This is a genomic window from Paenarthrobacter sp. MSM-2-10-13, from assembly GCF_011605365.1.
GTDB lineage: Bacteria > Actinomycetota > Actinomycetes > Actinomycetales > Micrococcaceae > Arthrobacter.
In genome coordinates, this window is record NZ_JAAOXO010000009.1 from 1 (window position 1) to 14,163 (window position 14,163).

At 62.7% G+C, this 14,163-nt stretch carries 11 protein-coding genes; 6 read left to right on the top strand and 5 right to left on the bottom strand.

Annotated elements, in window-relative coordinates:
• Positions 1-441: 441 nt before the first annotated feature.
• Entirely contained in the window at positions 442-936 is a 495-nt protein-coding gene (locus tag HAV21_RS15960; protein WP_142937666.1) for an FBP domain-containing protein, read from the top strand.
• Between the two features lie 99 nt (positions 937-1,035).
• Here the strand turns inward: HAV21_RS15960 and HAV21_RS15965 are convergent, their stop codons facing one another.
• The 3 genes from HAV21_RS15965 to HAV21_RS15975 are packed head-to-tail and all read right to left on the bottom strand — an operon-like array spanning position 1,036 to position 6,882.
• Complete coding sequence (locus HAV21_RS15965; RefSeq protein ID WP_166842434.1) at positions 1,036-4,500, bottom strand: ATP-binding protein; 3,465 nt, start codon at positions 4,498-4,500, stop codon at positions 1,036-1,038.
• Positions 4,497-5,432, bottom strand: coding sequence for a DUF4194 domain-containing protein (locus HAV21_RS15970; protein WP_166842435.1), 936 nt, complete (start codon positions 5,430-5,432; stop codon positions 4,497-4,499). The genes HAV21_RS15965 and HAV21_RS15970 overlap by 4 nt, the downstream gene beginning before the upstream one ends.
• Positions 5,425-6,882 carry a DUF3375 family protein gene (locus tag HAV21_RS15975; RefSeq protein WP_166842436.1) on the bottom strand — a complete coding sequence of 486 codons (1,458 nt, stop codon included), beginning with the start codon at positions 6,880-6,882 and terminating at the stop codon, positions 5,425-5,427. The genes HAV21_RS15970 and HAV21_RS15975 overlap by 8 nt, the downstream gene beginning before the upstream one ends.
• A 292-nt stretch (positions 6,883-7,174) precedes the next feature.
• Between HAV21_RS15975 and HAV21_RS15980 the strand changes: the two genes are divergently transcribed.
• Together HAV21_RS15980 and HAV21_RS15985 are read left to right on the top strand one after the other, a co-directional pair.
• A complete protein-coding gene (locus HAV21_RS15980) occupies positions 7,175-7,477 on the top strand; it encodes a hypothetical protein (RefSeq protein WP_142937662.1) in 303 nt (100 codons plus the stop codon).
• A gap of 62 nt (positions 7,478-7,539) precedes the next feature.
• Positions 7,540-9,504, top strand: a complete 1,965-nt coding sequence (locus HAV21_RS15985; protein WP_166842437.1) for an acyl-CoA dehydrogenase family protein — start codon at positions 7,540-7,542, stop codon at positions 9,502-9,504.
• 120 nt (positions 9,505-9,624) lie between these two features.
• On the opposite strand, the gene HAV21_RS15990 is transcribed toward HAV21_RS15985, so the two are convergent.
• The gene (locus tag HAV21_RS15990) at positions 9,625-10,029 is read right to left on the bottom strand and encodes a YchJ family protein (protein WP_166842438.1); all 405 of its coding nucleotides are present in this window, start codon (positions 10,027-10,029) and stop codon (positions 9,625-9,627) included.
• Positions 10,030-10,219: 190 nt separating this feature from the next.
• Between HAV21_RS15990 and HAV21_RS15995 the strand changes: the two genes are divergently transcribed.
• Positions 10,220-11,068 carry a hypothetical protein gene (locus HAV21_RS15995; protein WP_166842439.1) on the top strand — a complete coding sequence of 283 codons (849 nt, stop codon included), beginning with the start codon at positions 10,220-10,222 and terminating at the stop codon, positions 11,066-11,068.
• A 4-nt stretch (positions 11,069-11,072) separates the two neighbouring features.
• Here HAV21_RS15995 and HAV21_RS16000 read toward each other — a convergent pair whose 3' ends face one another.
• Complete coding sequence (locus HAV21_RS16000) at positions 11,073-11,564, bottom strand: flavin reductase family protein (RefSeq protein WP_011776380.1); 492 nt, start codon at positions 11,562-11,564, stop codon at positions 11,073-11,075.
• Between the two features lie 247 nt (positions 11,565-11,811).
• Between HAV21_RS16000 and HAV21_RS16005 the strand changes: the two genes are divergently transcribed.
• Positions 11,812-12,846, top strand: coding sequence for an aldo/keto reductase (locus tag HAV21_RS16005; RefSeq protein WP_166842440.1), 1,035 nt, complete (start codon positions 11,812-11,814; stop codon positions 12,844-12,846).
• A 164-nt stretch (positions 12,847-13,010) separates the two neighbouring features.
• A complete protein-coding gene (locus HAV21_RS16010; RefSeq protein WP_166842441.1) occupies positions 13,011-14,114 on the top strand; it encodes a sulfite oxidase in 1,104 nt (367 codons plus the stop codon).
• The last annotated feature ends 49 nt before the right edge of the window (positions 14,115-14,163 follow it).

Here is a 14,163-nt window from a genome sequence, read left to right on the forward strand (position 1 = left end):
CCAACCGCCGAGCCGGCGGCATACCACCAGCCAAAGCCCACACCAACTACCAAACCCGCGCCCAGCAACCCCTGGCCGCCTAACCAAAAACAACAACGAGACCTGTCTCAAAAACTTGACGACCGCAGACCCTCTCGCAGTGGACACCTGCCGGAAGGTTTGAAAGTATTGGCGGCAGCGGACTACCGCTTCTTATGGAATCGATCGAGGGGATGAGCGTGCGCACTGTTTCAGTGGCTGCAGCCACGGTTGGCGAGGTGGCCGCTTTGGCCTGCTTGGCACTCCCCCGCACGTCGGTATCTTCCTAGGCTCTTAGCCGGGCACCGTTTTCCGGGTCTTTTGCTGCGCCCGCTTTCTGAGATGACCGACGACCCCTGCCATTTCCCGCGCGCCCACTAAGGCACGCGGACGTCGACCATTTCCGAAAGAAGAAGCTTTGCCATGCAGAAAATCACTGCCCAACAAATCCGTTCGTCGTTCATCAATGCCAGCCGCTCAGAGGCTGCCAAGCTGAATCTCCCCCGGAACTTCGAAACCCTCGACTGGGACAACCTGGAGTTCCTGGGTTGGCGCGACGAGAAAATGCCCCAGCGCGGATACCTTGTGCTTCCGCACCGGGGCAAGCTCACCGGGATCATGCTCCGCGCTCCTGAAGGCGGATCCGGAAAAAGGCGTGTAGTCCTCTGCGAACTGTGCCGGGACGTATTTTCGAAGGATGACGTTTATCTGTGGGTGGCCAAAAAAGCCGGACAATCCGGTAAGGACGGGAACACGGTGGGGACACTGATCTGCGCTGAGTTCGGTTGTAGCGCCAACGTGCGCAAGGAACCGCCCGTCAATGAGATCAACCCGGACCCTGCCGCCGTCGTCGTTCGACAAATCGCGGGACTGGAATCCAGAACCGAACAGTTCCTTGACCGCGTCCGCGCGAAGTAGCCGCGAATAATTCCCCAAGTAGGTAGCAGCAGGTGCCGTTTTGAGGCGTCAAAACGGCCTTAACTGCTACCTACTTGGGCCAGCCGGGGAGAGGTGACGTCACCGCAGGACGATATCCACCGGGTTCGCCTCGGAACGCCACGCTCCCGGTTCGCCGGGCCCGGCGATAACCGGAGCCGTGAGCACTCCCGAGCGGTTGGTTCGCTTGTCGCGGAGGATCTCGGTGACGGACCCAAGGTGCCTGGAGAGATCAATGACGTTTTCCGGCGCAGCCAGCAACAGCTGGAAACCGAACTCGTGGAGCGCCTTGATGCCCGCGCCTGCGAATTCCTCGGAAGCCAGCACGAACGCTTCGTCCATCATCACGGTGCCGTAGGTGGTGAAGCCCTGTTCGGCGATGCCCAACTGGTAGCTCAGCGCAGCAGCCATGATGAACGCCGTGAATCGCTGGCGCTCACCGCCGGACATGGAACCGGTATCGGCATGCATGAAGACTTCGGTCTTCTTCTTGCCGGCCTTGCCCGCGGCGGCTTTGGAAGCAACTTCCCTGTGCTCCTTGCACTGAATAAACAGGTGCCCGCGGACGTCCAGCACCTCAGCCCGCCAACGCCGATCCTCCGGCGTCTGCGATCCGAGCCGCTTGACCAGGGTCTCCAACGACTTATAGCGCGCGGTGAGCTCGGCGTCGTCGTCCGTTTCGGCCGGACCAGCGGCAGCTCCGCGCGAGGGCCTGGTGTGCTTCGCCTTCAGGGCGTTCTGGATCGCATCTTTGAACTGTTTGGCTGTGGCCGGGAGCGTCTGTTTGATGTCCAGTTCCAGGAAGCTGCCCTCATGGAAGTTCACCTGGGACAGGATGCCGTTGAGGGGCAGGATGCGGCTGGTGATGCTGCGGCGTTCCTCATCCAGCAAGTGCAGGAGCGTGCTGAACGACTCGTGCGTGCGCTGGTTGAAGAACAGCCGGAACTCGGCCTCCTGGGCGGGCAAGCCATCACTGACGATCGCGTGGTACCGGGATTCGAAGTCCCCGGCGGCGCCGATCGACGTGCCATGATCGGCGCTGATGGCACTTCCCCAGTCCCGCACGAACGCTTCGAACATGCGGGTCAACCGCTCGGCCGTTGCCTGCCCGCGCGATTCCGCCGCATGCAGTTCGTCCAGCAGCTTGTTGCGGACGCTGTTGGCCAGGTTGTCGAGTTCGTACAGTTCAGAGAGGTCGGTGACGCCCTGGAAGTACGGCTCCAAAGCAGTGACAGTAGAGGCCGACGGCGGTGCTTGCTCCAGCTTCAGCCTCGCGGCATCGAGCAGGCCGTCCGCCGTGGTCATCTTGTGATCCAGCGCCTTGTATTCGCTCTGCAGAACGGCAGCGGTACCTGTGGAGGACTGGTGCTTTTCCCTGACGGTTTCGATGCTGGCCCGCAGCGGTTCCAGGTCCGCTTGCGCGGCCAACGCATCTGTCAGCCGCTGTTCGATCCTGGCCAGCTCGTCCGCGGCCACGGCTGCGGAAACCTGTTCCCATGACCGTTCATCTTCAGCGACGCGACGCAGGGCTTCGAGCTGCCGCGCCATACCCTGATGCGAATCTTCGCGGCTCTGCGCAAGTTCCGCGGCCTTCACAAGCTCGTTTTCCAGCTCGCCCACACGTGCTGCCACAAGTTCGAGCTTGGAAGCGTTGTCGAAACCGAGGACGTAATCCTGGCGGCTCGTGAAACGGTCGTCCTTCTCCACGGTGTGGCGGTTGCGTTTGACCACGCCGCCCAGGCTCAGGCCCTTGTCCATCGAGGCAAGCTCGTCCGGGTCCTCGACACACGGGTAGGCGAAGTCCAGGGCGATCCGCTCCCGGATCCACTCTCCCGCGTCAGCATTGGCACCCGAGGTGAGAATGCTCAACTTAGTCAAGAGGTCGCCGTCGGACACTTCCTCAACAGCCAGGGCGCCACCGGCGAGCGGCTTGGACACATCAACAGCACGGAGGGCACCGCGGACGGTGTTGTCATTCAAATATCGGGTCACCGCCGCGAAATGCTCACCCGGTACCAGCAACGTGGTGGCCAGGTTACGAAGCGCGCGCTCGGCGGCGGGACGCCATTGATTCTGACCGTCGGCGAGATCGATCAGCTCGCCACCAAACGGCATCCGCTCTTCTGGGACCCCGGTTGCCGCTGCGATGGCTGCCCGGTTTTCAATGCTCGACGGCGGCAGCAGGGACTTGCGCGTGCGCAAGGAAATCAGCTCCTGCTGAGCTGCGGCAAGCTCACGCTTCTTAGTGGCGTGGCCGTCAAAAGCCTCGAAGCGAAGCTCTTTGAGTGCCTCCGAATCGTCCTTCAACTCGGCCGAGCGGGCGGCTGCCTGCTCATGCGCCTGATCCCACCCTTCGGCGGACCATTCAAGGTTCAGTCCGGCATCGGCCAAAGCCTTCTTCGCCGAATCCTCAACTTGCTGACGCAGCTTCAGGCCAACCTTGGCGTTCTCCAACGACTGCTCAATCGCCGAAATGGCGTTGCCGCCGCGGTTGTTGTAGTCCAGCTCAAGGTCGCGGAGTTCCTTGGCCAAATCATCCCGCACCGTGCGCTCGGCAGCCAGTTCCTGGGCCTTGGACTGAGCCAACTCCTTGAACCGGGCCAACGTCTTGGCATGGACCGTGACTGCCAGTTGCTGCTTGTAAGCCTCGAACTCTTCGCCAGCCAACTCACGGAGACGGTTCGCGTCCAGCAATGCCTGCGCGTACTCCTTGTTCAACCCCGGTACCGGAGCCAACTGGTCCCGCTGCTGCCGGACGTCCTCCAACCGTTGCCGAATGGACATCAGGTTGCTGAATTCCTCCACCACATCATCGGCTGCAGCCAACGTTGCAGGAGCATCAAGCACCTGATCGCGGAAGAACGTATTCACGCTGCCGCCCAAGCCCTTGCCGGCCTGGATCACGCGAAGCAGCGGAAGGGCCTGGTCAGAGTTGATGCCCAGAAGCCTGCGGAAGCGCTCGGCGAAGGCCTTGTGCACATCGAAGACCTGCCCATCCGGGAAAATCGACTCCAACGCGCCCTTGGTGAACCGCTTCTGCGCAATGCCCTCGATTGCCTCGAGGTCCAGCGGTTTGCTGTCAATGACATAGAAGCGCCCGACACTGGACTCCGTGCCGTTTTTCGGAAGGTCGAACAGCGCCGACACCGTCACCTTCGTGCCGGCTGCGTTATCAAACGTCAGCGCGACGGCGGACCACGTGGCACCAGGGCGCTGGAAGGCACTCGCCGAGCTGTCGCCGACCGCCTTATCACCAACCTTGCCGCGCATGTAAGTGAAGGTGGTCCTCTTATCCTCTACAGCGCCACCGGAACGCTGGGCGGCGGCCTCGTTCGAGCGCGGGCGGGCATCGAAAACACGGAGCATCGCATCAAAAAGAGTCGACTTGCCGACGCCCGAATTACCCGTCAGGAGGGTGCCCTTGCGGTCCACGTGCATGGTGTGGGCGCCATGGAAGGTGCCCCAGTTGACCACCTGCACCAACGCGAGGCGCATTTGGCCGGGATTCGTGAGCTCGCCGAGAGGGAGCATGCTTGCGATGGTCACTTGGCTGCCTCCTCTGTTGACGGGTCACTGTCCGCGGCGGTACGCACCATCGCAGGCCCGTCGCCATCCCCGTCGTCCAACTCGTCATCTGAAGGGCTGGTTGGGTTGGAATCGGGATCGAGATCCAGGAGGGGCTCCGTGCCTGATTCGTCGGCTGCTACTGCTATCAGGGCCTCGATTTGGGCTGGGATGTCGCCGATGTTTTCGAAGGGCAGGGCCAGTGGGAGGGCGTTGCTGATGGTGTAGGTGTCGTCCAGCGGGGTGGGGAGGATGAGTTGGCGGGCCAGGAGTTTGGTGATGGTCCGGGTGACCACGTCGGAGTCGCGGAGGGCGTCCTGTTGGCCAGACGGCGTGTAGTTGGCCACGAGGTCCGAGATCTCTTCGCGGGTGATGGTGGGGTCCGTTTGGGCTGTGACATGGCGGTCCAGCAGGAGGCGCAGTCGCAGCAACACAATGGTTTCCACGCGGCTCAGGGCACGCTGCTGGCGCAGGATGCTGGAGCGGGAGCTGGCGCCGATCACTTCCGGGTCAACGGGTCGGAGGACTGCGATTTTGCGGTCGTGATCGAGCTGCAGGGTGAGGAACAGCTCCGAGAGGCGGCTGCGGAGGATCAGTTGGTTGTCCAGCAGCGTTGTCCACAGTTTCTCGTCGCGGCCACCGTCGATGTACGGGCCCTTGAGCAGTTTCACCAGCGCATGCCGAACCTTCATGGGCAACACTCCGGTATCGCCGGGGAAGAGAGCAGCGCCATCCACAAAAGTGTCCCGCGGAGTAACCCGGAACGGGTCCAAGTGGCTGATTTCCGGAACCGGCTCAGCCTCCGCAGCCAGCTCAGCCTCGACAGCCTGCTCGGGCTCGACACCGACTTCAGTCACCGCTTCGGTGACGCTGTCCGCCGCGGTGACGTCCGTCGTCGTGATTTCTTCAGTCATCAGAATCCTCATTCAGCGAGACGACAGGCAGGTACGCCGTGCGGATGCTGCCGTCGATTTGTTCGAAGTCGATGTGTTCCCAAGTGGCCCTGTCGAAGGCTGCGCCCGTCTGAAGCGCCATGGACAGCAGGGTGCGCACGGTGTTGATGTGGCGTTCTTCGGGGGGCAGGTTTTCCCAGGCGTCGCCCAGGGTGGCGGCACCGGCCATGGCTGCCCGGACGACAGCGGGCTTGGCCTTGCCCGTGCGCGCCGACCTGACGCGGTCCGAGTCGCTGAAAGCGATGGGATCGGCCAGGCGCGGGGGTGTGGCAAATTCGTCGGGGTCGAAAAGTTTAACCATGGCCAACGACTCGAACCCGGCGTTAAACAGCACGGGCCCGCGGACCAGACCGGGACGGTCTCGCTCGTACGGCATGGACCGGATGGCTTGCTCGGCTTCGGCAAGCACCTTGCGCAGGCTGACGGACTGCCTGACGTCGTCGCTCTGAATGTAGGTGTTCAGGCTTTCGGAGAGCTTGCCGTAGATTCGCTGGATCTGGCTGTGCTGATATCGCAACTCGGCCACCAGGTTTTTCAGCGTTTCGCGGTCCTCATGGGATAGGTCGTCCGCAAATTGACGGCTCAGCACCTCACCGATCGCCGAGCGGAACCGCAGTTGCTGCTGCGGGTCCTCCAAGAATGCGGTGAACGAGCGGAAGGTTCGTCCCTCAGGGCTTTGCCGCAAGCGCTTGTCGGCCTCCAAAACCTGGGCCATGGTGGCACCCTTGCTCAGGGATTCCTCAATAATCTGGTTCCGGAGCTCACCCACCAGTTCTTCGATCCGGTCGCGCATTTTCTTGTAATCCGCCGGCAGGCTGGCTGCGAGGTCCAGGATGTTGCCGGCAGCTTCCACAGCTTCTTCGTCATCCAGAAGTCCATCGAACTCACCGGAGCTGATGTCCTCCACCAACTGCTGCCGCTCCTGGATTTCCTCTTCGAGGGCTTCCAAGCGCGCGCTCTGGTCCGGGTTGGTCTCGTTGGCGAGCTTCTCAACGTCGCCCAACAATGTGCCGAGCCGAGAACCGTTCAGCGTGGAACGCTCGCTGGAGAGGCTGTCCAGGAAAGCCAGCACACGGGCGGCCGGTTCGGTGACTTCGTAAACGATCTGACCTGATTGGTTACGCCGGGTCAGGAATTGTTTCCTGGTCCACTCGTCGCCGAAAAGCTTGCCGTTCTGTTGGCCGCCCAACGCCGGGTCCTGGCGGCGGAGCTGCTCAAGGAAAGCGTCGACGTCGGCATGGAACTCTTCGAGCGGAAGCTGCGGCCGGGTGCGGGTAAAGGATGCCTGCAGCACGGCGATCACCCACGGAGCCGACCGCGTCAGGGCCCAGGCAGGCCCTTTGGTCAGCTGCTCGAGATCACGGAGCCGGGCGCCGATGGCGTCGGCGGAGGACATGGCTGAACGGGACAACTACTCTCCTTCAGCTGCTGCGAAACCTGGCTGGCAGCGAAAACTGCCCCGTACAAGGTTAACGCAGAGCGTCGCCGGGGCGACCGACCGCCGGAAGCGGCGCCGTCGAGCCTTGCCGGAAGCAACGCCGTCGCAACCATTCCGTAACCTACCGCCTGGTATGGTTTCGATCCCATATCAACGCCGCCGCGAGGCGTTTCCGCACTGGCCGGAAACCATGGACGCCCCTAGTGTCAGAGCATCGACGCAGCCACGCCGCGTCAACCCACGCACCGTCGCCCCGGGGGGAACCATGAATTTCGACTTCTCTGCGCTTGATACCGCCACGTACGTATTCATTGGAACACTGGTTTTCGCTGCAATTCTGGTGGCCTTCATTGCCGCCGCAGCACTGGCAACAATCATTCTTATCGGAGCAATGGGCATCGCCTGGTACGCCATTAAGGCCGTTCTGGGTGGTCTGGTCCATGGCATTAACTTTGCGTGGGACCGGGTGGTTCACCACGCCGGACAAGTGGAAATTCCGGCCGAATTCCAGCCGCAGGTTTCCCCTAGCACAGGTAGCTACTCGCGGGTAGCATTGAGGGACAGCTGAAGGGTTCGCACCCACGGCGGACCCTGGCTCCATCCGGCACCACCGGCTAGAGGAGTTATCCCATGACGTCCGCCACTGACAACAGTCTCGCCGCCGCAAGCGTCAACGCCACCGCAGAAGAAGCCCGCGCCGTCGCCGAAGCCGCGCGCGAAACAGAATGGAACCGGCCCAGCTTCGCCAAGGGCCTGTACCTGGGCAGCTTCGACCTGAGCCTGATACACCCCTGGCCGCAAGCAAAAACAGAAGACGTCCAGCGGGGCGAAGAATTCATGGCCCGCTTGGTGCCCTTCGCCAAAACAATGTCCGGCCGCACGATCGAGCGGGACGCAAAAATTCCCGACGAATACCTGAAAGAGCTCGCGGACCTAGGCGTTTTCGGCATGAAAGTACCGCGCGAATACGGCGGCCTGGGCCTGTCCCTGGTCTACTACGGCCGCGCCCTTGCCCTGCTGGGATCGGTCCATCCGAGCCTGGGCGCACTGATTTCAGCCCACCAATCCATCGGAGTTCCGGAACCGGTGAAGGAGTTCGGCACGCCCGAGCAGAAGCAGGAATACCTGCCGCGTTGCGCCGCCGGCGCCATTACCGCATTCCTCCTCACAGAGCCCGACGTCGGCAGCGACCCCGCGCGCATGGGCGCCACTGCCGTACTGTCCGACGACGGCGACTCTTACCTTTTGGACGGCGTGAAACTGTGGACCACCAACGGTGTGATCGCTGAACTGGTGGTGGTCATGGCCAGGGTTCCCTCCCATACCGATGCTGACGGGACGGAACATAAGGGCGGGATCTCCGCCTTTGTGGTGGAAATGGACTCCCCCGGCATCACCGTGGAAAACCGCAACACGTTCATGGGCCTGCGCGGAATAGAGAATGGTGTGACCCGCTTCCACCAAGTCCGCGTCCCTGCAGCCAACCGGCTGGGTCGTGAAGGCCAAGGGCTCAAGATTGCCCTCACCACCCTCAACACGGGGCGGCTCTCCATTCCGGGTCTGTGCGTTGCCGCCGGAAAGTGGAGCCTGAAGATCTCCCGCGAATGGTCCAACGCGAGGACGCAGTGGGGCCGTCCGGTGGGCAAACACGAGGCCGTGGGAAAGAAGATCGCGTTCATCGCCGCCACCACCTTCGCGCTGGAGGCTGTGTTCGAGCTTTCCGCTGAGATGGCCGACGCGGGCCAGAAGGACGTTCGCATCGAGGCCGCGCTGGCCAAGCTGTGGTCCACGGAACTGAGCTGCCGGATTGCCGACGAACTCGTTCAGATCCGCGGTGGACGCGGCTTCGAAACGGCCGACTCCCTGGAAGCCCGGGGCGAACGTGCCGTGGCCGCTGAGCAACTTCTCCGCGACCTCCGCATCAACCGGATCTTCGAGGGCTCCAGCGAGATCATGAAACTCCTGATCGCCCGGGAAGCCGTGGATGCCCACCTTGCCGCCGCGGGAGACCTCGCCTCAGCGGACGCGAGCCTGCAGGATAAGGCGCGGGCCGCCGTCGGGGCTTCCGGCTTTTACGCTAAGTGGCTCCCGAAACTGGTGGCTGGCGCCGGAATGGATCCGCGGTCCTATGCGGAATTTGGACGCCTTGGCAAGCAGCTGCGCTTTGTGGAGAGGTCCTCGCGGCGGCTGGCCCGCCAGACGTTCTACGGCATGGGGCGTTGGCAGGCGAAGCTGGAGCACAAGCAGGCGTTCCTGGGCAGGATCGTGGACATCGGCGCTGAGCTGTTCGCCATGGCTGCGTGCTGTTCGCGGGCGGAGATGCTGCTCCGGACCCATCCTGAACAGGGCGCTACCGCTTTTGAGCTGGCTGAGGCGTTCTGTGAGCAGGCGCGGGTGCGGGTGGACGAATACTTCGATCAGCTGTGGAGGAATACTGACGACGGCGATCACGACCTTTCGCGGAAGGTCCTCGCCGGCGACTATGCCTGGTTGGAGGCCGGCGTTCTGGATCAGTCCGAAGGCACCGGGCCCTGGATCGGCGATGCCTCCCCTGGCGCTTCAACCAAGGAGAACCTGCACCGGAACTACCGGTAGGGCGTTCCTGCGGCGTTCCTTCCCAGTTAGTGCGGGGGACACCGTGACTTTGACGGGTCAGGCCGCGGAACCACCGTGATCGGCGCTCGGCAATATGGAGGCAACTGGGAAGGAACGCGACTAGCGCACGTCCCCATCCACATAGAACCAACGCTTGTCTTCCCGGACGAAGCGGCTTAGCTCGCGCTGGACCCCGCGTTCGCCGTCGAGCCTGTAGTGCGCAGCGAACTCCACTGTCCCCGTCGTGTCCAGGGGGCCACCGCCCGTGGCCGACACAATGTCCAGTCTGCGCCATTCCATGTCCGGATCAAGGTCCATCGACGCGGGGCGGGTGGACGAGTGCCAGGTGCGCAGGAGGTAGCCGGGATCCAGGACGACGAACGCCGAATAGCGGGACCGCATGAGTTGCTCAGCCGTTGGCGCATCCGCCGCGCTGCGATGAAAGCGCCCACAACATTCCTCGTATTGTTCGCCGGAGAGGCACGGGCAGGCACCGTTGCGGAGACGGGTTGAATCAGGGGTCATGGAGTGCCAATCTGAAGCCAAAAATGAGAGCTGGGCAACAATATTTTCCCACGCCTTATAACAGCTTCGAAACAACCCCGCCAGAGGGTGGGGCGGGGCGTGATTCCGTCGGTGCTGGACCTTAGGCTATATATATGCAAGCTGGGTGGGCATTGGGCGCATCACAAAACGACGGCCAGGGGAGGCTAACGTGGAGGATCCGACAACACTCGCCATCAACCTGACGTATTTGGGGACACTCGGACTCGCGGTCCTGATGTTTTTGGGTCTCTGTTTAATCGTCATCATCACCCTGGTGATCGCCGGAATCGGACGGTTACTGTCCATCATCCTTTTGGCCATGGTGGGGATCTTTCCCAAGAAGGCCAACACTCCCATAGTTCACCTCCCCCAGCACCCTGAACGCGTACCTGATCCCGCTGAGGCACACCACCATTCTGTTCCTGCCGCTGCGCCGGAGCCCGCTTTCGCGTCGGCCGGGGTTGGCGCTGCCTCCGCGCCCGGAGCCGGGGCCCCACCCGCAGCGCCCAAGCGAGACCTCCTGGGCGGTGCCCGACGACGCCTCTCGGGTGCGTCTTCTGCGCTCAAGGAAGGCGCGTGGAAGGCAAAAGTAGACCCCCGCAACCTGCCCAAACCGGCTGAGGTTAAATCAGTGGTGGAACACCAGACCGCCCACCACCCGATCGTTGTTGCAGCCGCCAAGGAACCACCCGTCCTCGCGAAGGACTGGGCAGACGCAGTGGCAGAAGCAGACGAGCGGGCTGCCGCACGCGCCAAAGCGCAACAGCCACCGGCCATCAAGGTCACCGTCCGCGACCTTGACGAGCCGACGCCGTCGTCCAACGGCAAAACCCCGGCTCCCAAGCGTCCCGACTTTCCACCCAAGAAGCCGGAGCAGGGTCCCGCACAGAGCCGCGACACCAAGAGCCCGGCCTCAGGCAATGGGGCAAAGAAGCCGGGCCCGGACACTTCCAAGGATGGAAAGTCTCCGAGCCCGATCCGAAAAGGTTCGCTCAGCGGCGCCAGCCGCAACTCCTAGATGCTTAGGCTGCCAACTGCCTAAACGCAGCACCGTGGTAGATCAATGGTTTGGATTCGAGATTGATGGTGGTGGCCTTGACCTCCAGAACGACGATCGCGTGATCCCCCGCGGGCGTCTCAGACACAATTTCGCATTCGAAACCCAGCACCGCGCCGTCGATCAGAACTGCACCTGAGTCGCTCACGCTGGTGTCCAATCCGGCAAAACGGTCGCGCGTTTTTGAGGCCAGCTGGAGGGCGGCCGCTTCCTGGCCCTCGGCGAGCACCGAAACGCCAAGCCGCTGCGCTTGACGGAGCTTCGGCCAAGTGGTGGAGGAGTTCTGCACGGCGAACATCACCAATGGCGGCTCCAGCGATACACCCACCGTGAAGGACGATGCAACCAAGGCTTCCGGCGTGAAGTCCACCATGGCGCTGAACGCCGCAACTCCGGACGGGAACTGCGCGAATGCTGCCTTGATGGCCGCCGTTTCTTCCACTGTGGTCTGTGTCATTCCGGTGTCCCCTATCGTGCGATGCCTGAGTTCCCTTCCCATGATTCACCTGCTTCCGGTAACGGCAATATTTGTTGATTCGAAAGACATTTGTGTTGCCGCGTGTCAAGAAATGTCGCGAAGTAAGGCCTCCTCCATTACCTCGCAAGAAGAAAAACGAAGAACTTCTACCATTTGCGTTTATGCCTCCGGTAGCCGTGTGTAGCCTCGATTGAACATCCGCACCGTTCCACCACAGGAAGCCGACATGAGCCTCAACGAGCTACGAACGCTTGGACGCACTGGCGCCCTGATCAGCCCCCTCACGCTGGGCACCCTGAATTTCGGCACCGGCGCCGCACCCACGGGTCCGGCCGAGAGCATCCGCATCATCAAGGCCGCCCTCGACGCCGGTATCACCAGCGTTGACACCGCCGACATCTACTCACAGGGCGAGGCCGAGACCGTGGTTGGCCAGGCCATCCACAGCCGGCGCGACGACGTTTTCCTGGCCACGAAGTTCCACGGCCAGATGGGCTCCAACCCAGCGCATGCCGGCAACTCACGCCGGTGGATCGTCCGGGCTGTTGAGGACAGCTTGCGGCGGCTGAACACGGACAGGATCGATCTCTACCAGGCGCACCGTCCGGACTACAACACCGATCTCCTTGAGACCATCACTGCCCTCAACGACCTCATCCGCCAGGGCAAGATCCTCTATTACGGCACGTCCGTGTTCAGCCCGGCCCAACTTGTTGAGGCCCAGTGGATCGCGAATACCAACCACCTGACCCCGCCCGTGGTGGACCAGGTTCCTTACTCCCTTCTGGTGCGCGCTAATGAACGGGACGTTTTCCCTATCACCCAGCAGTACGGCGTCGGGGTTTTGAGTTACGGACCGCTCGACGGCGGGTGGCTGGCTGGCGGTTACCGCGTTGGCGGGGGCCAGCCGGAGAGTTCACGCTTCTCCGCCCTTCCCGGCAGATTCGACGTGAACGCACCGTTCAACCAAGGCAAGCTGCACGCCGCCGACGCTTTGGCGCAGCTCGCAGCCCGCCACGGCCTGACCCTCATCCAGCTTGCCGTTGCATTCGCCATGAACCACCCTGCCGTGACCAGCGTGATTATCGGCCCCCGCACCGAAGAGCACCTGACCGACTACTTGAAAGCAGCAGACGTGGTGCTGAGCGAGTCCGTCCTGGACGAGATCGACGACATCGTGGCCCCGGCCGTGAATTTCCTGGAGCGGGACGCCGGCACTGTTGCGCCCCACCTTGAGTACCCGGAACTACGACGCCGGTAGCCCCCTTCCGTTGTGAGGCCCGCTTTGCACGCTCTCGGCACGCGTTAGCGCGCAAAGCAGGCCTCACAACAGGCTATTGACGCGGGTTCGGCCGCGGCGTGATCCTTGACCTAAGTGCTGCGGCACTCCGCAGCGTTTAGCTTCCAGTAGAACGCCGCCGTCCCATGTCCAAACACCATGTCAAACAAAGAGCATCGAAAGCCGCCAACCCCGGGCAGCCAACCGAAGGCCCCCTGACCCGCGAAGAACTTCAGCTCTCCGGGCGGAACCACTCCATGCCCCTCGAGGCCCTGCACGACGACATCACGCCGGCCGGGCTGCATTACCTGCTGATTCACTTCGATATACCCCACGTTTCCGCAGATACGTGGCGGTTGCGTCTCAGTGGCGCGGTTGATCGGAGCCTCGAGCTGAGTCTCGAGGACATCAAAGCCCGGCCCGCCGTCACCATGCCCGTCACCCTTGAATGCGCAGGAAACGGGCGGTCGCTTCTGCAGCCGCGTCCCGTCAGCCAACCCTGGGTTCTCGGTGCGGTGGGCACGGCAGAGTGGACCGGAACCCCGTTGGCACCCTTGCTGGAGGAAGCAGGCCTGGCGAGTGACGCCGTCGAACTTGTCTTTACCGGTGCCGACAACGGCATTCAGGGCGGCGTCGAAGAACCTTATGCGCGCAGCCTTTCGGTGGCGGAAGCCATGCATCCCGAAGTCATGCTGGTCTACGCCATGAATGGCAACCCGCTGCCCAAACAGCACGGCTTCCCCTTACGGCTCCTAGTGCCAGGTTGGTATGGCATGGCCAGTGTGAAGTGGCTGACGTCCATCGAAGCTGTAACGTCGCGGTTCATGGGATTCCAGCAAGCCGTCGCGTACCACTACCTCCAAGGTCCAGACGGGCCCGGCATACCCGTGTCCCACATTCGCGTCCGCTCCCTGATGATTCCGCCCGGCATTCCGGACTTCTACACCCGGCGACGAGTGGTGAATGCAGGTCCCGTGATGCTGCACGGGCGCGCGTGGTCAGGGCACGGCGACGTTGAACGTGTTGAAGTGGGGATCGACGGCGAGTGGATGCCCGCGCATGTGGATCCGCCGTTGGGTGATTTCGCGTGGCGGCGGTGGTCCATGGTGTGGGTGGCGAGCCCCGGTGAGCATGTGTTGCGGTGCCGGGCTATGGATTCCTCGGGCGCGCTCCAGCCCACTGAACAGGTGTGGAACTACCAGGGCATCGGGAACAACATGGCGCAGGTGGTTGAGGTGACGGTGCGGTAGTTTGGGATGGACTGCCTGCTGCGGCCGGCGAAGACGGGGCCACAGATTG